This window comes from Pseudodesulfovibrio alkaliphilus, assembly GCF_009729555.1.
Lineage (GTDB): Bacteria > Desulfobacterota > Desulfovibrionia > Desulfovibrionales > Desulfovibrionaceae > Pseudodesulfovibrio > Pseudodesulfovibrio alkaliphilus.
Genome location: NZ_WODC01000004.1, coordinates 47599 through 66431, shown reverse-complemented (window position 1 = coordinate 66431; position 18833 = coordinate 47599). Strand labels below are relative to the sequence as shown.

19 protein-coding genes and 1 other RNA gene are annotated in these 18833 nt (G+C 62.5%); 1 reads left to right on the top strand and 19 read right to left on the bottom strand.

The genetic code is table 11. The features are described from left to right. Positions 1-102: 102 nt before the first annotated feature. On the top strand, positions 103-1275 hold the full coding sequence (locus GKC30_RS07400; RefSeq protein ID WP_155933619.1) for a pyridoxal phosphate-dependent aminotransferase: 1173 nt from the start codon (positions 103-105) through the stop codon (positions 1273-1275). A 107-nt stretch (positions 1276-1382) separates the two neighbouring features. Here GKC30_RS07400 and tyrS read toward each other — a convergent pair whose 3' ends face one another. The 19 genes from tyrS to mreC form a co-directional block, all read right to left on the bottom strand. After that, positions 1383-2666: a tyrosine--tRNA ligase gene (gene tyrS, locus GKC30_RS07395; RefSeq protein WP_155933617.1), complete on the bottom strand. Its 1284-nt coding sequence runs from the start codon at positions 2664-2666 to the stop codon at positions 1383-1385. Positions 2667-2970: 304 nt separating this feature from the next. After that, positions 2971-3888: a CheR family methyltransferase gene (locus GKC30_RS07390; protein WP_155933615.1), complete on the bottom strand. Its 918-nt coding sequence runs from the start codon at positions 3886-3888 to the stop codon at positions 2971-2973. Positions 3889-4040: 152 nt separating this feature from the next. Continuing rightward, on the bottom strand, positions 4041-5597 hold the full coding sequence (gene rny / locus GKC30_RS07385) for a ribonuclease Y (RefSeq protein WP_155933613.1): 1557 nt from the start codon (positions 5595-5597) through the stop codon (positions 4041-4043). A 164-nt stretch (positions 5598-5761) separates the two neighbouring features. After that, positions 5762-5945: non-coding RNA, 6S RNA (gene ssrS, locus GKC30_RS07380), on the bottom strand. A 40-nt stretch (positions 5946-5985) separates the two neighbouring features. After that, positions 5986-6243, bottom strand: coding sequence for a cell division protein ZapA (locus GKC30_RS07375; protein WP_155933610.1), 258 nt, complete (start codon positions 6241-6243; stop codon positions 5986-5988). Positions 6244-6255: 12 nt separating this feature from the next. After that, the gene (locus GKC30_RS14890; protein WP_196772834.1) at positions 6256-6432 is read right to left on the bottom strand and encodes a hypothetical protein; all 177 of its coding nucleotides are present in this window, start codon (positions 6430-6432) and stop codon (positions 6256-6258) included. A 31-nt stretch (positions 6433-6463) separates the two neighbouring features. After that, complete coding sequence (glmU, locus tag GKC30_RS07370) at positions 6464-7840, bottom strand: bifunctional UDP-N-acetylglucosamine diphosphorylase/glucosamine-1-phosphate N-acetyltransferase GlmU (protein ID WP_155933608.1); 1377 nt, start codon at positions 7838-7840, stop codon at positions 6464-6466. Between the two features lie 291 nt (positions 7841-8131). Beyond that, a complete protein-coding gene (locus GKC30_RS07365) occupies positions 8132-8554 on the bottom strand; it encodes a F0F1 ATP synthase subunit epsilon (protein WP_155933606.1) in 423 nt (140 codons plus the stop codon). A gap of 12 nt (positions 8555-8566) precedes the next feature. After that, entirely contained in the window at positions 8567-9964 is a 1398-nt protein-coding gene (gene atpD, locus GKC30_RS07360) for a F0F1 ATP synthase subunit beta (RefSeq protein ID WP_155933604.1), read from the bottom strand. A 15-nt stretch (positions 9965-9979) separates the two neighbouring features. Beyond that, positions 9980-10858, bottom strand: coding sequence for a F0F1 ATP synthase subunit gamma (locus GKC30_RS07355; protein WP_155933602.1), 879 nt, complete (start codon positions 10856-10858; stop codon positions 9980-9982). Between the two features lie 14 nt (positions 10859-10872). Continuing rightward, positions 10873-12381 (bottom strand): F0F1 ATP synthase subunit alpha, encoded by a 1509-nt coding sequence (gene atpA, locus GKC30_RS07350; protein ID WP_155933600.1) that lies wholly within the window; start codon positions 12379-12381, stop codon positions 10873-10875. 4 nt (positions 12382-12385) lie between these two features. Beyond that, a complete protein-coding gene (gene atpH / locus GKC30_RS07345) occupies positions 12386-12937 on the bottom strand; it encodes an ATP synthase F1 subunit delta (protein WP_155933598.1) in 552 nt (183 codons plus the stop codon). Beyond that, positions 12934-13509, bottom strand: a complete 576-nt coding sequence (gene atpF / locus GKC30_RS07340) for a F0F1 ATP synthase subunit B (protein ID WP_155933596.1) — start codon at positions 13507-13509, stop codon at positions 12934-12936. The genes atpH and atpF overlap by 4 nt, the downstream gene beginning before the upstream one ends. 22 nt (positions 13510-13531) lie before the next feature. Beyond that, positions 13532-13954, bottom strand: a complete 423-nt coding sequence (locus GKC30_RS07335; protein WP_155933594.1) for a F0F1 ATP synthase subunit B — start codon at positions 13952-13954, stop codon at positions 13532-13534. Between the two features lie 130 nt (positions 13955-14084). Beyond that, the gene (locus tag GKC30_RS07330; RefSeq protein ID WP_155933592.1) at positions 14085-14465 is read right to left on the bottom strand and encodes a bactofilin family protein; all 381 of its coding nucleotides are present in this window, start codon (positions 14463-14465) and stop codon (positions 14085-14087) included. Between the two features lie 61 nt (positions 14466-14526). Then, a complete protein-coding gene (gene rodA / locus GKC30_RS07325; protein ID WP_367614024.1) occupies positions 14527-15639 on the bottom strand; it encodes a rod shape-determining protein RodA in 1113 nt (370 codons plus the stop codon). Next, a complete protein-coding gene (gene mrdA, locus GKC30_RS07320; protein WP_155933590.1) occupies positions 15629-17503 on the bottom strand; it encodes a penicillin-binding protein 2 in 1875 nt (624 codons plus the stop codon). Before mrdA ends, rodA begins: the two co-directional genes overlap by 11 nt. After that, positions 17487-17972: a hypothetical protein gene (locus GKC30_RS07315; protein WP_367614023.1), complete on the bottom strand. Its 486-nt coding sequence runs from the start codon at positions 17970-17972 to the stop codon at positions 17487-17489. Before GKC30_RS07315 ends, mrdA begins: the two co-directional genes overlap by 17 nt. After that, the gene (gene mreC, locus GKC30_RS07310; protein ID WP_367614022.1) at positions 17956-18831 is read right to left on the bottom strand and encodes a rod shape-determining protein MreC; all 876 of its coding nucleotides are present in this window, start codon (positions 18829-18831) and stop codon (positions 17956-17958) included. The genes GKC30_RS07315 and mreC overlap by 17 nt, the downstream gene beginning before the upstream one ends. Between the last annotated feature and the right edge of the window lie 2 nt (positions 18832-18833).

Below are 18833 nucleotides of genomic sequence, written 5' to 3'. Positions count from 1 at the left end.
TTTTTCGCCGGGCAGGGAAATCGGATTTACCTTCGTTTTTTTTTGGTCTATTGGGGCTTGGGAGCGGTCTGTCCAACCATTTTTCAAGCAAGAGAGCGTTGCATGCGAATTTCCGATCGCCTGGAGAGAATCAAGCCTTCGGCCACCCTGGCCGTCAACGCCAGGGCGCAGGCACTCAAGGCCCAGGGCCGAGAGATTATCAGCCTGGCCGTGGGTCAGCCCGATTTCGGCACGCCCGCCCATGTCTGCGAGGCGGCCAAGGCGGCCCTGGACGAGGGGTTCACCCGCTATACGCCCGTGCCGGGCATACCCGAGCTGCGCGAGGCCGTGGCCGGGTACTACGGCCGGTTCTACGGCGCTTCGGCCTCGGCCGACAACGCCATCGTCAGCAACGGCGGCAAGCAGGTGCTCTACAATTTGCTCATGGCCCTGCTCAACCCCGGCGACGAGGTGCTCATCCCGGCGCCCTACTGGGTCAGCTATCCGGCCATGGTCCAGCTTGCGGACGGGGTGTCCGTGTTCGTGTCCACCACGGCGGAACAGGACTACCTCGTGACCCCGGACGCCCTGGAGGCGGCGCGAACCGCAAGGACCCGCGTTCTCCTTCTCAACTCGCCCTCCAACCCCACGGGCTGCTGCTACACACAGGCCCGGCTCGACGAGATCGCTGCCTGGGCGCGGTCCAGGGGCGTGTTTGTCATTTCCGACGAGGTGTATGACAGGCTGGTCTATGCTCCGGCCGAGCCCGCCTCCCTGTCCAAGGCATGGGAGGCGCACCCGGAAACCATCGCCATCGTGGGCGCCCTCTCCAAGTCCTTTTGCATGACCGGATGGCGGGTGGGCTACGCCCTGGCTCACGAAACCCTGGTCAAGGCCATGTCCAAAATCCAGGGCCAATCCACCTCCAACGTCAATTCCATCGCCCAGAAAGCGGCCCTGACGGCCCTGAACGGCTCCTGGGACATCGTGGACGAAATGAAGCGTTCCTTTGTGCGCCGCCGCGACATCGCCCATGCGATCATCACCGGCTGGGGGGCGCAGTGTCCCAAGCCCGACGGGGCTTTCTATCTTTTTCCGGTGCTTGATCAGTTTTACACCCCGGATGCGCCGGACTCGGCCGCCATGTGCAGCAAGCTGCTCGACGAGGCGGGCGTGGCCCTGGTGCCCGGCTCCGCCTTTGGCGACGACAAGTGCATCCGTTTCTCCTACGCCGTGGACGACGACACCCTGCGTACCGCCCTGGAGCGCGTGGGCAAGGTACTCACCGGCAGGTAGCCGCTCACCCGCACCGCAAAGAAACGGGCCTGTCGGAATGATTCCGGCAGGCCCGCCTGTCATCGGTCTTGGCGGCAACGCAGCAGGTCGCCGTTGTGTATCGCTTGCTAGCCCCGGGTCACGAGGCCGTAGTTCTTCTTGCCCTTGCGGACGATGAGGAGTTCGCCGCCGATGAAGTCGGCTTCGACCACGCTCTGGTCCCCTTCCACGCGCTCGCCGTTGATGTAGACGCCGCCGCCCTGAATGTCCTTGCGGGCCTGGCCCTTGGAAGTGACCAGCTTGAGGTCCAGAAGGATTTGGGGCAGATCGGGCACGTCTCCTGGGGCGTAGTGGCAGTGGGGCGCTGTCTCCAGCGCGGCGCGCAGGGTTCCCGGGTCCACGCCCTTGAGGGTGCCCTCGCCGAACAGGGCTTCGGTGGCGGCCATGACCCGGTCCAGTTCGGGCTGGCCGTGGACCATGCGCGTGACCTCCTCGGCCAGTCGTTTTTGTGCCGGGCGCAGGTGCGGGGTTTCGGTCTGCTCCTGCTCCAGGGCGTCGATCTCCTCCTGACTCAGGAAGGTGAAGAGCTTGAGGAACCGGACCACGTCGCGGTCATCGGTATTGATGAAGAACTGGTAGAAGGCGTAGGGCGGTGTCAGATCCGGGCTGAGGTAGATGGCACCTTTTTCGCTCTTGCCGAATTTTTTCCCCGAGGCCGTGGTGATCAGCGGGAAGGTCAGGGCGTAGACCTCTTCCTGTGCGCCCTCTTCCTGGGCGCACTTCTTTCGCACCAGCTCGCAGCCCGCGGTGATGTTGCCCCACTGGTCGCCTCCGCCGATCTGCAGACGGCAGCCCTTGGTCTTGAAGAGGTGGTAGTAGTCGTACCCCTGGAGAACCATGTAGCTGAACTCGGTGTAGGAGATGCCCACGTCCTCGCGGTCGAGGCGGCCCTTGACCGACTCTTTCTGGAGCATCCAGTTGATGGTGAAGTAGCGGCCCACGTCGCGCAGCAACTCGATGGTGGTCAGATCCTTGGTCCAGATGTAGTTGTTGGCGATTTCCGGGCGCTCGCCGGTATTGCGCTCGAAGAAGCGACGCACCTGGGCCTTGATCTTTTCGGAGCGGGCGTCCACATCCTCCTGGCGGGACAGCTCGCGCTCCTTGTCCTTGCCAGACGGGTCGCCGATGAGGCCAGTGGCTCCGCCAAGCAGAAAGATGGGGCTGTGTCCGGCACGCTTCATTCGCGCAAGACAGAGCAGCGGCACGAGGTTGCCGATGTGCAGGCTTTCGGCCGTGGGGTCGAACCCGCAGTACATGGCCGCCCCGGGCTTGGCCAGGTAGGAACGCACCTTGTCTTCGTCAGAGACCTGATTGACCAGTCCGCGCCACTTCAGTTCGTCGTAGATGTTCATCGAATCCTCATTGTTTCCGTGCGAATATATCTTTCCATGGCCGCATCCGCGCGGTCCTTTCCTCCCGGCTCCCGGCGAACGTACCGCCTGGCCGGAGGTATCATCTAAGTCAAAAATCGCGCCGTGTAAAATACCTTTGGGCAGGGTCCGGGGCAAGCACATCCGGCAATCGCAGGACCGGAGAGCGCTTGCCCCAAACCGCTGTCCCCTCCTTTCCCCAAACATTTTGGCGGGCGCTTCGCGCAGGGATGGAAGGCAGGGGGAAATCGGAGGTTATTGGCAAACGCAAGCCCGGGGTAAAGGCTCAACCGATTTTCTGGAAGACGGTGGGCGCGATCTGGCGCAAGGGCAGACGCATGCCCGAGAGACTCTCGGAATGTCCGATGAAGAGGTATCCGCCGGGCTTGAGGTGGTTGCAGAATTTGTTGAAGAGCACCACCTGGGTGTCGCGGTCGAAGTAGATGACCACATTGCGGCAGAAGATGATGTCCTGGGGCTCCTGGATGCGGAAGTCCTCCATGAAGTTGAGCTGCTGGAAGCTGACCTTGGACCGCAGGGGGGCATCAATCTTGAAAAGGGGCTTGGTCTTGCTTTTGAGCAGATACCGTTTGCGCATGGTCTGCGGTATCTCTTCAACTTTTTCCATGGGATAGACGGCACGCATGGCCTTTTGCAGTATTTCTCGGGAGATGTCAGTGGCCAGGATGGCGAAGTCAAAGCCCTGGGCCCGGTTCGTGAACTCGGACAGGAGCATGGCCAGGGTGTAGGGTTCTTCGCCGCTCGAGCAGCCTGCGCTCCACAGCCGCAGCGGCATCCCCCGGCCGATGCCCCGACCCCACAGCTCGGGCAGGACCATGGTGTTCATGATTTCCCAGTGCTTGGGCTCGCGGAAGAAATGTGTGGTGTTGGTGGTGACCACATCCACCAGGTGGGAGCGCTCGCGCTCCCGGCCCTCTTCGGAAAAGACGTAGTCGCAGTATTCCTTGTAGGAGCGCATGCCCAGGGCGCGCAGTCTCTTCTGGAACCTCGACTGGAGCAGCACCTTCTTGGTGGGCGGCATCTTGATGCCGAATTCGGATTGGATGAGTTCGCTGAACCGCCGGAACTCGCCATCGCCCATCTCGGCGCGGAACAGGTTCATGGTGTTGGCCATGGTCCTGTCCAACGCTTCCCTGTCGAGGCCTTGGTTCCCGCCTGCGGCGAGTCTGGTGTCCTTGTTCATGGGCTGGCTCCAGGGGACGGGGCTGGCGCCCTTGGTCCGTCCGCCATCATGATCACAAAAAACATTCAAGGGACATGATAAATCCGCAGGCGCGGCGCGTGGTCAAAGGGACGCGGCCCGGTCCCCGGCAGGGGGCCGGGCCGCCATCAAGCCTATTTCGCGTAGCCCACGGCACGCTTTTCGCGAATGACCGTGACCCGGATCTGGCCGGGGTAGGTCATGTTGTTCTCGATCTTTTCGGCGATGTCCTTGCACAGGACATAGGTGCTCTCATCGCCGACGCGCTCGGAATCGACCATGACGCGGATTTCGCGGCCCGCCTGGATGGCATAGGCCTTGGACACGCCGTCAAAGCTGGTGGCCAACCCTTCAAGCTCCTCAAGGCGCTTGACGTAGTTCTCGAGCAGCTCCTTGCGGGCGCCGGGCCGGGCACCCGAGAGGGAGTCCGCGGCCTGGACCAGGTTGGCCAGGATGGACATGGGCGGCACATCCTCGTGGTGGGCGGCGATGGCGTGGACTATTTCCTTGGACTCGCCGTGCTTTTTGGCCAGATCCGCTCCGATGACGGCGTGGGGGCCTTCCACCTCGTGGTCCACGGCCTTGCCCAGGTCGTGCAGCAGACCGGCCCGTTTGGCCTCTTTTTCGTTGAGGCCCAGCTCCGCGGCCATGACGCCGCACAGGAAGGCGACTTCCATGGAGTGCTGCAGCACGTTTTGGGAGAAGCTGGTGCGGTAGTGCAGGCGGCCGAGCAGATTGACCAGCTCGGGATGAATGCCGTGCACACCCACGTCAAAGGTGGCCTGTTCGCCTATCTCCTTGAGTTTGGCGTCCATTTCGCCCTCGACCTTCTTGACCACCTCCTCGATGCGGGCGGGGTGGATGCGGCCGTCGTGGATGAGTCGCTCAAGGGCCAGCTTGGCCACCTCGCGCTTGAGGGGGCTGAAGGCGGAGAGCACCACGGTCTCGGGCGTGTCGTCAATGATCAGGTCCACGCCAGTGGCCGCTTCAAGGGCGCGGATGTTGCGTCCCTCGCGGCCGATGATGCGGCCCTTCATATCCTCCGAGGGCAGGGTCACGGCCGTAACGGTCTGCTCGCCTGCGTAGTCGCCCGCGTAGCGCTGCAGGGCCAGGGAGAGGATCTCGCGAGCCTTCTTGGCCGCGTTCTCCTTGGCCTCCATCTCGATGGTGCGGACCATTCTGGCGGCTTCGTGGCGTGTGCGCGACTCGATCTCGGCCAGGAGCTTTTCACGGGCCTCCTCGGCGGTCAGGCCGGAGATTTCCTGGAGTCTGCGCTCATGCTCGTCGGCCTTGCGCTCAAGGTCTTCCTCCAGGTCGGCCAGCTGTTTTTCCTGCTTGATGAGGTGTTTTTCCAGCTCCACCACCTGGGCTTCCTTGTCAGCCACCTTCTCCCGTTTGGCGTCAAGCCGTTCTTCCTTGCTTTGAAGCCGCTTCTGCTCTTCCTTGAGCTGGGTTTCGCGGTCCTTGAACTCGCGCTCCAGCTCCTTTTTCTGGTTGAATATCTCGTCCTGGGCCTGGAGCCTCGACTCCTTTTTCAGGGCCTCGCTTTCCTTTCTGGCCTCCTCGACGATGCGTTCGGCCAGCCCCCGCGAATCGGACACCTGTTTATCGGATATGTATCTGTGCAGAAGGAAACCGACCCCCAGGCCGACGCACGTTCCGGCGCCGATCATGGCGATTTCAATGAACATGGGGATTTCTCCTTGTGGTATGTTGACAGACTTTGGGCGGTCTGTTGACGCCAACGAAGCGCTTGTGGCCACGGGGCGGCCGTGGAAGGAGGTGCCTTGGGCACGTTGGGAGAGGAAGTGGAAGGGATAGGCCCCGGAGAGTGACGCCGCAGCGTCACACCGCGAGGAGCCCCGGGAGGCCGTGTCGCCAGTTGGTTTTGAACCTGGCTGGTCCAGGTGGGCATGACTCGCGCACCTTCAGGCTTCCCGGTCCTGCCGGGCCTGCACACCAGTCCGCTGGAGTCGTCGCCCTTTTCAAGAGCATTGGCTCAAAAACGCTCCTGGCAATCACCAACATCCCAGGGTATTTTTCTGCCCGCCCCGGTTCCGGCCCTATGATCGGCCCGGATTATTCCGGGGTTTTTTCCAAAATCTCTCCGATTTTCTCTTCCAGCCGCGCCAGCTTGTCCTCGCCGACCAGATAGTCGTCGGCCAGACTCAGGAGCAGGAAGGTCAGCGCCTTTTCCTTGCTGAGATCACCCGCTCCCGCTATCAGATCGTTATATCGTTTCTCCAACAAGGCCCGCGCAGCTTCAATCCGGTCGCTTTCCGCATCCGTCTTGAAGGATATCTCGAGGCCGAACAGGGTCAACGTGTAGCGTGGCATCGTCTGTCGCTGTTAATCCAGCTCGCTTTTGATCTTCTCCAAAAGCGTATCGATGCGAGATTCGATGTCGCGCCGCGTCTGCCGCTCAGCCTCGACCTCCTCCCTCAAGCGCTGGTTTTCTTCCCTCAACTCACTAATTTTGTTGAGCAACCTGTTGAATCGCTCTTCAAGCTGGACTATAAGTTCCATTTCGCCTGTCTATCCCTTTAGCCCGGACAAATCAAGACTTCTTAAGACGGCGCGAAATATTCATCTGTTTGGCCCGGGCAATGGCCCCGCCCTCGTCGGGCACATCCTTGGTGATGGTGGACCCGGCCCCGACCAGGGCGTCGCGGCCCACGGTGACTGGCGCCACCAGGGCCGTGTTGCTGCCGATGAAGGCGCCGGGACCGATGACCGTGGTGAACTTGTTTTTGCCGTCGTAGTTGCAGGTGATGGTCCCGGCCCCGATGTTGGCTCCCGGCCCGACCTCGGCGTCGCCGAGGTAGGTCAGATGGCTGGCCTTGGCCCCTTCGCCCAGGATGGATTTTTTCACCTCGACAAAGTTGCCGACCTTGGACCCCGCGCCCAGCACGGTGCCGGGCCTGAGCCGGGCAAAGGGTCCGACCACGGCATCCCGGCCGACTTCCGCGCTTTCGATGTGGCAGAATTCGCGCACCACGGAGCCTGCGGCGAAGGCCGAATCCGTGATGTGGGTGTATGACCCGAGCCGCGCTCCGGCCGCCACTTTGGATGCGCCGTAGATTTCGCAGTGCCCGAAGATTTCGGCCCCCGGGTCGATGACCACTCCGGGGCCGATGATGACTGTTTCCGGGTTGTGGACGAGGACGCCGGCGTCAATGTGCGCCTCCACGATGCGCCGCCGCATGGCGGCCTCGGCATGGATCAGCTCGCGTGGGCTGTTGATGCCCATCAGGCTGACATCATCGCCGCACTGGACGCCCTCGACGGCCAGCCCGTGATCCACGGCCAGGCCCACAAGGTCGGTGATGTAGTATTCGCCGCTATTGTTCCTGTTGCCAAGCCGGTCGAGCAGGGGGCCGACGCTGGCGACCCGGAGCAGATAGATGCCCGCATTGACCTCGCCAGTGGCCGGTCCGTGCTGGGCCACGGAGAAGTCCCTGGCCTCCACGATGGCGGACACCCGGCGGTCTTCGTCTCGCACCACACGGCCGAATCCGGCCGGGTCACGAGGGGTGATGGTCATGAAGGCGATGTCGCAGCAGCCCGTCTGGTCCAGCAGCCGGTCCAGGGCCTCTGGAGAGACCAGTGGCGTGTCGCCGTTGATGACCAGACAGTAGTCGGCCCCGGCAGAAACGATGGCGCTCCATGCCACCTGCAGGGCGTGGCCGGTGCCTAGCTGCTCCTCCTGAAGAACAAAGCGCTCTGACATATCGGGAAAGGCGTCAGCCACCAGCCCGGCGCCGTGGCCCACCACGGTGAACGGCTGGCTGCCGAACCGTGGAGCCAGGGCGTTGTAGACGTGGCGGAGCATGGGCTCGCCAAGAATGGTCTGGAGGACCTTGGGTTTGTCCGAATACATGCGGGTGCCCTTTCCCGCGGCCAGGATCAGGGCGGCGATGGTCGGTCTTGGCATACTCTCTCCCTGCGCGACCGGGCGCATACGCCCGGTGTTTTGGGCTCATTACCCCCTTGGCGGGGAAAGGACAACCGTCAAATGGCCTGTTGGCGAGCCCTTGGCGAGTTGCGCTGCCTTTGCGCCGCCGCTCACGGCAGCCAGAGTTGGCACCATCAGGGTGAGCCGTCCTGAAATAGGTTGACACCCAGAGGACCTATTTCAGGACGGGACACAGGACGGGACAGGGCAACGAAAAAGGGCAGGCTCGAAAGCCCGCCCTTTGTGTATCAGGGTGATGGGTCGGATCGGTTAGCAGGTGCCTGCGGACTTGCCGGAGCGCTGGCACGACATGCGGGCGATGGCCCTGCGCAGCGCGGCCTGGTTGCGGGCGGCGTCGATCTTCTCCTTGGCCTGGGCGGTGCGCGCCTCGGCGCGTTCGCGGGCCTTCTGGGCGCGTTCAATGTCGATCTCGGTGGCCTTTTCGGCAACTTCGGCGAGCACTGTCACCTTGTTGTTGCTGACCTCGGCGAATCCGCCCGAGATGAAGACATAGTACGCCTTGCCTTCCTGTTTGTAATGCAGATTGCCGATCCCCAGGGCGGAGAGGAAGGGAACGTGGCTCGGCAGCACACCGAACTCGCCGAGGATGCCGGGGGCACCCACGTATTCCACGTTCTCGGAAAGCACCTTCCGGTCGGGAGTGACAATCTCAAGCTTCAGAGTATTGGCCATGAAGTACCTCGCTTACTGCTTGGCTTTTTCGATGGCTTCCTCGATTCCGCCGCACATGTAGAAGGCCTGCTCGGGCAGGTCGTCGTACTTGCCGTCGAGAATGTCACGGAAGGCCTTCACAGTGTCTTCGGTCTTGACGTACTTGCCCGCAACCCCTGTGAAGACTTCGGCAACGTGGAACGGCTGGGACAGGAAGCGCTGGATGCGCCGGGCGCGCGCAACAGTCGTCTTGTCGTCATCGCCGAGCTCGTCCATGCCGAGAATGGCGATGATGTCCTGGAGTTCCTTGTACTTCTGCAACACCGCCTGCACCTCGCGGGCCGTGGCGTAGTGCTCGACGCCGAGAACATCCGGGGAAAGGATGCGGGACGTGGAGTCCAGCGGGTCCACCGCAGGGTAGATGCCGAGCTCGGCGATCTGGCGGGAGAGGACCAGCGTACCGTCAAGGTGCGAGAAGGTCGTGGCCGGAGCGGGGTCGGTCAAGTCGTCGGCAGGCACGTACACGGCCTGGACCGAGGTGATGGAACCCTTGTTGGTGGAGGTGATGCGCTCCTGCAGGCCACCGAGGTCGGTGCCCAGGGTGGGCTGGTAGCCCACGGCCGAAGGCATGCGGCCGAGCAGCGCGGACACCTCTGCGCCAGCCTGGGTGAAGCGGAAGATGTTGTCAACGAAGAGGAGCACGTCCTGGCCTTCCTCGTCGCGGAAGTACTCGGCGCAGGTCAGGGCGGTCAGGGCGACGCGGGCGCGGGCTCCCGGAGGCTCGTTCATCTGGCCGTAGACCAGGGCGGCTTTCTCCAGAACGCCAGCGTCCTTCATCTCGTGATAAAGGTCGTTGCCCTCGCGGGTGCGTTCGCCAACACCGGCAAACACGGAGATGCCGCCGTGCTGCTTGGCGATGTTGTTGATCATTTCCATGAGAATAACGGTCTTGCCGACGCCTGCGCCGCCGAAGAGGCCCATCTTGCCGCCCTTGGGGAAGGGGATGAGCAGGTCAACGACCTTGATGCCGGTCTCGAGCAGCTCGACCTTGGTGGACTGCTCGGTGAAGGAAGGGGCGGGGCGGTGAATGGGCAGCCGCTTGTCGCAGGGAACCGGGCCCATTTCATCGGCGGGTTCGCCAACCACGTTCATGATCCGGCCCAGGGAGCCCTTGCCGACCGGGACCGAAATGGGCTGGCCAAGGTCAAGCGCGCTCATGCCGCGGACCAATCCTTCGGTGGCGTCCATGGCGATGGTGCGGACGACGTTGTTGCCCAGGTGCTGCGCGACTTCGCAGATCAGCACGGGGGCGTCGATGTTGTTGGGGTTTTTGATCTCCAACGCGGACAGAATGTTGGGAAGATTCCCATCGGCAAATTCGACGTCGACAACGGCGCCGATTACCTGTGCAATTTTTCCAGTATTAGCCATTTTCATAGCCCCCTTTTATCCTTTCAGCGCTTCAGCGCCGCCGACAATGTCCATAAGATCGCTGGTGATGGCAGCCTGCCTGGTCTTGTTGTACAACAAGGTCAGGGACTGGGTCAGGTCGTCGCAGGCGCGGGTGGCGTTATCCATCGCGGCCATGCGGGCGGCATGCTCGGACGCGGAGGTGTCGAGCAGACCGCGGTAGACCTGGACCTTGATGAACCGAGGCAGCAGCTCGGCCAGCAGGCCTTCAACAGACGGTTCGTAGAGATAGTCACCGGAGCCGCCGGAAGCGGGCTCGGCCTCGCTGGCCTGGGTGGCCATGGGCAGCACGCACAGGTCCACGGGCACCTGCTTGGCCATGCTCTGGAACTCTCCGTACACGATGTGCACCTCGTCCAGCTCCCCGGAAATATAGCCGGAGATGAGTTCGTTGCCGACGCTGGCGGCCAGGGTGAAGTCGAACTTGCTCATGGCGTCAGGCTCGGCCCGGACAATGTCTATCTCCAGTTTCCTGAAGGCATCGCGGCCCTTCTTGCCGATGCAGTACGCCTTGACGGTCTTCCCTTCGGCGGCCTTGGCCGCAGCCAGCTTCTTGGCGGTGCTTATGATGTTTGTGTTGAATGCGCCGCACAGGCCGCGATCAGAGGTGACGACCATGATGCCCACGGTCTTTACCTCGTCCCGGACCTCCAGCAGCGGATGTACCGATTCGTCGGCGCCGGCAGCCAAGTCACCGAGCATCTCGTAAAACTTGTTCGCATACGGGCGGAACCGCTCGATGCGGTCCTGCGCGTTGCGCAGTTTTGCCGAGGCCACCATGTTCATGGCCTTGGTGATCTGCTTGGTTTTCTTGACGCCAACTATTTGATTTTGGACGTCTCTTAACGAAGCCATTGGCTACCCCTTGATTAAGCGCTGAAACCTTTCTTGAACTCTTCAATGGCGGCCTTGAGGGATGCCTCAAGGTCGGCGTCCAGCGCCTGCTTCTGCACGATGGCGTCCAGAACGGCGGACTTGGCGTTGCGCATGAATTCAAGGAACTCGGCCTCGAACTTCGGGACGGCCTCGACCGGAACATCGTCAACAAAGCCGCGGGTCCCGGCGTAGAGCACGGCGACCTGCTCCTCGACCTTGAGGGGCTTGTACTGCGGCTGCTTGAGCAGCTCGACCATGCGAGCGCCGCGGTTGAGCTTGGCCTGGGTGGCCTTGTCCAGGTCGGAACCGAAGCTGGCGAATGCGGCCAACTCGCGGTACTGGGCCAGGTCCAGGCGCAGTGTGCCCGCCACCTGCTTCATGGCCTTGATCTGGGCGGCGCCGCCGACTCGCGAGACGGAGAGGCCGACGTTGATGGCCGGCCGGACGCCTGCGAGGAAGAGGTTGGGCTCAAGGTAGATCTGGCCGTCGGTGATGGAGATGACGTTGGTCGGGATGTACGCGGACACGTCGCCGGCCTGGGTCTCGATCACGGGCAGGGCGGTCAGGGAGCCGGCGCCCAGGGAGTCGTTGACCTTGCAGGCGCGTTCCAGCAGCCGGGAGTGGAGATAGAAAACGTCGCCGGGGTATGCCTCGCGTCCCGGAGGGCGGCGGAGCAGGAGCGACATCTGGCGGTAGGCGGTGGCCTGCTTGGAAAGATCGTCGTACACGATCAGGGCGTGCTTGCCGTTGTCGCGGTAGAACTCGGCCATGGTCGCGCCGGTGTAGGCGGCGATGAACTGCAGCGGGGCGGGCTCGGAAGCCGTGGCGGAGACGATGGTGGTGTACTCCATGGCTCCGTGCTGGCGCAGGACATCGGCCACCAGGGCGACCGACGCCTTCTTCTGGCCGATGGCCACATAGAAGCAATGTACGTCTGTGTTCTTCTGGGCCAGGATGGCGTCCACGCCAACAGCGGTCTTGCCCACCTGACGGTCGCCGATGATCAGCTCGCGCTGGCCGCGGCCAACCGGGGTCATGGCGTCGATGGCCTTCAGGCCGGTGTAGCACGGCTCATGCACGGACTTACGCGCGATGATGCCGGGGGCCTTCATTTCGACCGGACGGGTCTCGGTGGTGTCGATGGGGCCCATGCCGTCGATGGGCTGGCCCAGGGGGTTGACCACGCGGCCCATGACGGCGTCGCCGACGGGCACGGAGTAGATGGTGCCGGTGCGCTTGACCGGATCGCCTTCCTTGACGCCCGTGTCATCGCCCAGCAGGGCGACACCGACGTTGTCTTCTTCAAGGTTGAGCACCATGCCCATCAGGCCGCCCGGGAATTCCAGCAGCTCCATGGCCATGACGTTCTCGACGCCGTGCACGCGAGCGATACCGTCGCCGACATAGAGGACGGTGCCGGTCTCGCTCATTTCAACACGAGACTCATAGTTCTGAATCTGGTCCTGAATGATTTTGCTGATTTCTTCTGCTTTGATCTGCATTGCCCTACACACCCCTTTTAATATTTTCCTTCAAAATCTGCAGCTGAGCCTTGAGGCTTGCGTCCATGACCTTGTCCCCGATCTTGAGGACGATACCGCCGAGGATGGCCTTGTCGGCCAGGAAGGTCAGTTCGAGCTTCTTGCCGCATTGCTCTTCAAGGCGGGCCTTGATCTGCGCCTTCCTCTCCTCGTCCATATCGCTCACGGTGATGAGCTCACCTGTGAGAACGCCGGTCACGGCGTCCATCATCACCTTGTAATCGGAAGCGATGGCGGGAAGCATCTCGGCCCGGCCCTTGTCGGCCAGCAGGTCGCAGAAGTTTCGGACCATCGGATCCATTGATGCCTTTTCAACCATCTTGTTGAGAACGCTCTTCTTCTCCTCCGCGCTGAAGGAGGGATTCTTGAAGAAGGAGAGGGCCTGGGGAGCGGCCAGTATGGAGTCTGCCAGCTCCGACAACTGCTTGCCGTATGCCTTCTGTTCCGCCTCGCCCTTGGCGGCGCCGATCGTGAACAGGGCCTTGGCGTAGCGGCGGGATACTACGTTACCGGTCAATTGAGCACCACCTTTGTTAAGTAGTCATCCACGAGTTTCTCGTGGTCTTTCGCGCTGAGTTTCTCGGAGACGATCTTCTCGGCGGCGGCCATGACCATTTCGGCCATTTCGGCGCGGATGGTGTCCACGGCGGCCTGGGCCTCGTTGGCCGCGGTGCGCTTGGCTTGTTCCTTCAGCGCTTCCGCGTCCTTGTGGGCCTTCTCAATGATGGCGGCCTTGATGGCCTCGCCCTGTGCACGGGCCTCGGTAAGGATGGCTTCCTTCTCCTGAGCCATGTTGGCGATTCCCGCCTCCACTTCTTTGAGCTTTTTCTCCGCCTCGGCCTGACGGCTCTGCAGATCGTCAAGCTCCTGCTTGATCTGGTCGCGGCGTCCGACGAAGAAGCCCTTGATCTTGGCTCCGGCGAACTTGTAGAGCAGCCACGCAAAGATGATCAGGTTGCCTATGCGCCACGCATAGTCCTTCACGTTTTCCGTTGTGAACAGCGCGTGGTCGTCCCCGGCGGCAAGGGCGACCGAGGCCACTGCCAGTGCGGTCAAGAGAACCGCGAAAAACACATACACCCGTTTCAAGATGAAACCCTCCTTGCCTTGACTAAGCCTGACCAAGGATCTTGCCCGTGGCTTGTTCGGCGAATTTGTTCACGTCCTTGGTCAACTGTTCCATGGCGCCCTTCACCTGGGTCTTGATCTCTGCGCGGGCGGCCTGGATGGTTCCGGCGGCCTCGGCTCCGGCCTCGGACATGAGCGCCTGCTCCGTGGCGGTCGCGTCCAGTTTCATGGACGAGCGGATCTCGTTGGCCTCCTTGCGAGCGGCCGCAAGCTGGCTCTCGTAGTCCTCCAGCTTCTTGCCTGCATTGCTGTTGAAGGCGTCGATCTTCTCCATCTGGTCGTCCATCAAGCCCTTGCGTTTGCTGATGATTTCCCTAATGGGCTTGATCAGCAGAACATTCAGGACAAAGATCGTGACAAGAAAGTTCACGCCTTGGATGAAGATTGTTTTGTCAGGTATAACCATGCCGTATGCCCCCCGAGAGGTTGTGAATTTTAGCGCAAAGTCACTGCGGATTACCCAATTTCAGCGCCTGTGTCAAAGGCTTTTTGGCTTTTGGAGCGGTGGTCGGGAGTCCGTCTGAGCCTGCGCCGCCCTAGTCGTTATCAATAGCAGGCGTGTCGGACGGGAGGTTTGGCGTCGCGGTGTCGAGGCTGCCCATGACAAGCTGGCCTTCAAGCACCGCGCCCTCCTCAACCACCAGCACTGGTGTGCGGATGTTCCCAAGCAGGTTGGCCGTCTTGTGCAGGACGACCTTGTTGGCCGCATCGACCTCGCCCAGGAGCTTGCCCGAGAGGACCAGCTGTCCCACGCGGATCTGCCCTTCCACCACAGCCTCCTGTCCCACCACCAGGGTTCCGTCGGAGACGACCTCTCCCTTGAAGTTGCCGTCTATGCGTACGGCTCCCTGGAAGTTGAGCTTTCCCTGGTAGTTGGTTCCTGCGCCCAGAAAGGCGTTGATTTCGTCTCTCGCCATGAAAACGCGCTCCTCGAAAAAGAAAAGTTATACTCCGAGGCTTGCGCCATGGCGGCCCGCATCAGCTCTGCTTGAACAGAAACCGGCGCATTGACACATTTAGCACAAGCCCGACAAGACAAAAGTTCACCAGCGTTGAGCTGCCCCCGTAGCTGATGAAGGGAAGGGGGATGCCCACCACTGGCATCAGCCCGAGAACCATACCCGTGTTTATGAGGATTTGCCAGAAGAAATAGAAGAACACGCCTGCCGTCAGGTAGCTGCCGAAGAGGTCCCTGGCGTCTTTGGCGATGTTCACCATCTGATGGAGAAACAGGCAGAAGAGGGTGAGCAGAACCATGGTCCCCACAAAACCCCATTCCTCGCAGAAGACCGCCACCGCGAAGTCAGTGTGCCGCTCTGGCAGGAATCGCAGCTGCGACTGGGTGCCCTGCAGGAAACCCTTGCCCCAGAATCCGCCCGAGCCGATGGCGATCTGGGATTGGATGATGTGGTAGCCAGAGCCCAGCGGGTCGGTGGTGGGATCAAGAAAGGTCATGATGCGCCGCTTCTGGTAGTCGTGCAGGAAAAGCCACGCCAGGGGCAGCATTGAGGGAATGGCGATGAGCGCGGTCTTGAACACGCCCGGTGTGACCCCGTGATAGAGGATCATGCCGCCCAGGATGAGCACCAACGAAAGTCCCGTGCCCAGATCGGGCTGGCGGATGATCGGCCCGGCCAGCAGCAGGCCCACGCCCAGAACGTAGGCCAGCCGGACAAAACCAAGAGGCTCCCGCTCGCGCGCCAGGATGCGGGCGCCGATGATGAGCACCGCGATCTTGGCCAGCTCGCTGGGTTGGAAGTTCATGAAGCCGAGGTCGAGCCAGCGGCGGGCTCCATAGATGGTCTTGCCCGCGAAGAAGACGGCCGCCAGCAGGATCAGTGTCAGCCAGAAAAGCGGCCAGGCGATGGTCTTGAGGTGACGGTAATCGAAGAGCATGACCAGGATCATGCCGCCAAGGCCCATGGCTCCCCACACCAGTTGGCGCAGAAAGTACGGGGCCAAGCTCATGCCTTCTTCGAGCCGGTAGCCGCTGGCCGAATAGAGGTTGACGGTGCCAAGCAGGAAAAGGACCACGGCCAGCCCCAAAAGCGGCCAGTTGATGGAGAGGATCAGCCTGCGGTCAATTGGCACGGCCGCCCCCTGTTGCGTTGTGTGAGAGCAGCCGCGCTGCCCGGGATCTGGCCTTCTGGGCCTCGGGCTTTGGGGTGATCTTGCCGTAGAAGATGTAGTCGATAAGGGCCTTGACCACGGGGCCAGCCCCGGAGCTGCCGTGCAGTCCGTGCTCGATCATGGCCACGATGGCAAAGCGTCTGCCCTCCTTCTCGGCCGTGGCGGCCATCCAGGCGTGGTCGCGGAAGCGGTAGGGTATGTCGTCGTCCTTGAGGGCCTTGAGGGCGTCAGTGAGCCGCACCACCTGCGCCGTGCCGGTCTTGCCGCCCACCACCACCCCGGCGGTGCGCAGCCTGCGGCAGGTGCCCCTGTCGTCATCCACGGTGCGCACCAGGGCCCGGTAGAGCAGGTCCAGCTGTTCCTGGTTCAAGGGAACCTGTCCCTGAACCACGGGCTTGTCGTCCTTGAGCAACAGGGGCTTGAGCAGCTTGCCGCCGTTGAGGGCCGCGGCGAAAAACCGCGCCACCTGCAGCGGTGTGACCAGGGTGTACCCCTGGCCAATGGACATGTTCAGGTTGTCGCCTCCCTGCCAGCCCTCGCCGAAGCGTCTGCGCTTCCATTCGCGGGTGGGGATGTTCCCCCCCTTTTCGTGGGGCAGGTCGATGCCGGTGGGGTGGCCGAAACCGCTGGCAAAGGCGAACTCGCTCATGCGGTCCACCGTCAGCTTCTTGCCCTGCCGATAGAAATACACGTCGCAGGATTCGATCAGGGCGCGCTCCATGTTGACGTTGCCGTGGCCGCCCTTGCGCCAGCAGCGGAAAACGTGGCTGCCGAGCTGGGTGAAACCTGGGCAGTGAACCACTTCTTTGGGGTCGAGCATGCCGTAGTGCAGGCCGGCGCCAGCCACCACATGCTTGAATACCGACCCGGGCGGGTAGACCGATTGGATGACGCGGTTCTGCATGGGATGTTGAGGGTTGTCGCGCAGTTCCGCCCACTGGGCCGGGGTCAGGCCCGAGGTAAAGGCGTTGGGGTCGTAGGAGGGAGAGGTGGCCAGGGCCCAGAGCTGGCCGGTGTCCGCGTCCATGACCACCACGCCTCCGGCCTCCTCGTCGAGCCAGTCCATGGCCAGTTCCTGTAGTCCCAGGTCGATGGACAAGGAGATTTCGTGTCCTGCCCGCGGGTGTTTGAGCACGCGTTCCTGGAGCCTGCGGCCGGTGACATCCACTTCGAACTGGCTCAGTCCCTTGACCCCGCGCATGCGGTCCTCCAGCACAAGCTCAATGCCCTGTTTGCCCACATAGTCGCCCAGGGCCAGTTCGGGCCGCCGCTCCATCTCCTCTTCGTTGGCCTCGGCCACGTACCCGAGCACATGGCCCAGGAGTTTGCCGTGGCGATACTGGCGTCGGGGCCGCACCTGGATGGCCAGCCCCGGCCAGCGCAGCCTGTTGGCGTCAATGAGCGCCACCTGATCAAAGGAGAGGTCGGGCACCAGGATCAGGGGCTCAAAGCTCTTGACCCGTTTCTGGTTCTTGACGAAGAGCCCCTTGAGGTCGTCGAAGTTGCCGTCTGTCCACTGGGCCACCTGTCTGAGGGTGCCGTCCACGTCCTGGCAGTCCTCGCGGACAAGGCCCAGTGCGTAGGCGGGCTCGTTGACCGCCAGGAGGTCGCCGTTTCTGTCGCGGATCAGCCCGCGAGGGGCGAATATGGATTCCTGGCGCAGCTGGTTTTCCTTTGCCTTGCGGGCGTAGAACTCGCCGCGATGGATCTGGAGATACCACAGGCGCACGGCAAAGAGGCAGAACACCAGGAAGATGAGACCCTGGAGCAGGAGCAGTCCCGAGCGCGGGGGCTGCTGGCTGGCGTTGTCATAAAGGTTTGACATCCTGCCTCAACACCTTGGGAAAGGCTTTGCCCGCGATCACCCAGATCACGGGGAAGAATGCGGCCTGGAGAGCCCCTTCCAGAAGCAACTGGCGGTCATTCACCGTCAGTTCGGCCAGCGAGGCCAAGCCGTGGGTGATGACCGGGTGCAGTGCGCCCAGGGCCAGTCCAAGCAGGCACATGAAGACCAGAGAGCGCGCCTCGAACACGGATCGGCCGAGCAGATACAGCACCAGGAGTACGCCGTACCACGCCAACCCGTAGCCAAAGGGCAGGTTGCCCGTGCCTTCGATGATCAGCATCCAGCACAGGGCCAGCCAGAGGGTGCGCCGTCCGCCGTCTTCCTGCAGGGAGAGTACGATGCCCGGGGCGAAAAGGTCCACGCCGGGCACGAATCTGTGCAGCCAGACGGCGGCCACCGTGTAGGCGCCCCACCAGAGCAGGGCAATGAGATTATTGCCCGAGAACACCCTGTGCCTCCTCCTGTGCCGCCCCGGAGTCGTCCGGTGCCGCGGAAGCGCGGTGGAGCAGCAGAACCTCCTCGAGCCCGACCACATCCACCAGAGGGTCGGCCTCCACCGTGAGGAAGAGCGAGATGTCCGAGCGGCGCACCCGGACCACCCGGGCCACAGGCAGTCCCTTGGGAAAGATGCCGGAAAGCCCCGAGGTGAGCAGCAGTTCGCCGGGGTCGATGACCGCGTTGAGATTCATGTAGTGGACCACCAGGGGCTGGCCGTAGCCCTGGCCCGAGAGCATGCCCGGCGTCCGGTTGTTTTCGCCGATGACGGCTATGCGGCTGTTGGCGTCCGTGAGCAGCAGCACGGTGGAGGCGATGCCTCCGGTGCGCAGCACACGGCCCACGACCCCGTCCAGGCTGACCACCGGCATGTCCTTGGACACCCCGGATGCGGCGCCCCGGTCCACGGCCAGGGTGGCCAGGCTCCCGGTCGGCCCCATGCGGTGGGCTATGACCCGGGCCCCGCTGAACTCCCATTGCCCTGGAGGGGTGAATCCCAGCAGGTTTTCAAGCCGGTGGGCAGACCGCGCCTCGGCTGCGAGGAGCATGTTATGGCGCACCAGCCGGGCATTGTCGCGGACCAGCTCGTCGTTTTGCTGCTTGAGACCGACGAGGTGGATGTAGCGCTCCCAGAATCCCAATGACTTATGGTGGACCCATTGCCCCGGGCGGATAATGAGGCTTGCGATATCAAGGCCGGTGTAGCTTGAAAGGGCGTCCAGATGCCCGGTGCGCAGGTTCCACGTATACAGGCTCAGGTACACGAAGAGCCCCGCCACGATCACGATGGCGATCTTCTTGGGCTTTTTCACGC

Bases quoted from the DNA above. Each gene is read 5' to 3' on its own strand.
- GKC30_RS07400 (WP_155933619.1), top strand. From the start codon at position 103: ATGCGAATTTCCGATCGCCTGGAGAGAATCAAGCCTTCGGCCACCCTG.
- GKC30_RS07375 (WP_155933610.1), bottom strand. From the start codon at position 6,243: ATGCCACGCTACACGTTGACCCTGTTCGGCCTCGAGATATCCTTCAAG.
- atpD (WP_155933604.1), bottom strand. From the start codon at position 9,964: ATGGCTAATACTGGAAAAATTGCACAGGTAATCGGCGCCGTTGTCGAC.
- mrdA (WP_155933590.1), bottom strand. From the start codon at position 17,503: ATGTCAAACCTTTATGACAACGCCAGCCAGCAGCCCCCGCGCTCGGGA.
- GKC30_RS07335 (WP_155933594.1), bottom strand. From the start codon at position 13,954: ATGGTTATACCTGACAAAACAATCTTCATCCAAGGCGTGAACTTTCTT.
- GKC30_RS07365 (WP_155933606.1), bottom strand. From the start codon at position 8,554: ATGGCCAATACTCTGAAGCTTGAGATTGTCACTCCCGACCGGAAGGTG.
- GKC30_RS07330 (WP_155933592.1), bottom strand. From the start codon at position 14,465: ATGGCGAGAGACGAAATCAACGCCTTTCTGGGCGCAGGAACCAACTAC.
- atpA (WP_155933600.1), bottom strand. From the start codon at position 12,381: ATGCAGATCAAAGCAGAAGAAATCAGCAAAATCATTCAGGACCAGATT.
- glmU (WP_155933608.1), bottom strand. From the start codon at position 7,840: ATGCCAAGACCGACCATCGCCGCCCTGATCCTGGCCGCGGGAAAGGGC.
- GKC30_RS07390 (WP_155933615.1), bottom strand. From the start codon at position 3,888: ATGAACAAGGACACCAGACTCGCCGCAGGCGGGAACCAAGGCCTCGAC.
- GKC30_RS14890 (WP_196772834.1), bottom strand. From the start codon at position 6,432: ATGGAACTTATAGTCCAGCTTGAAGAGCGATTCAACAGGTTGCTCAAC.
- tyrS (WP_155933617.1), bottom strand. From the start codon at position 2,666: ATGAACATCTACGACGAACTGAAGTGGCGCGGACTGGTCAATCAGGTC.
- GKC30_RS07355 (WP_155933602.1), bottom strand. From the start codon at position 10,858: ATGGCTTCGTTAAGAGACGTCCAAAATCAAATAGTTGGCGTCAAGAAA.
- rny (WP_155933613.1), bottom strand. From the start codon at position 5,597: ATGTTCATTGAAATCGCCATGATCGGCGCCGGAACGTGCGTCGGCCTG.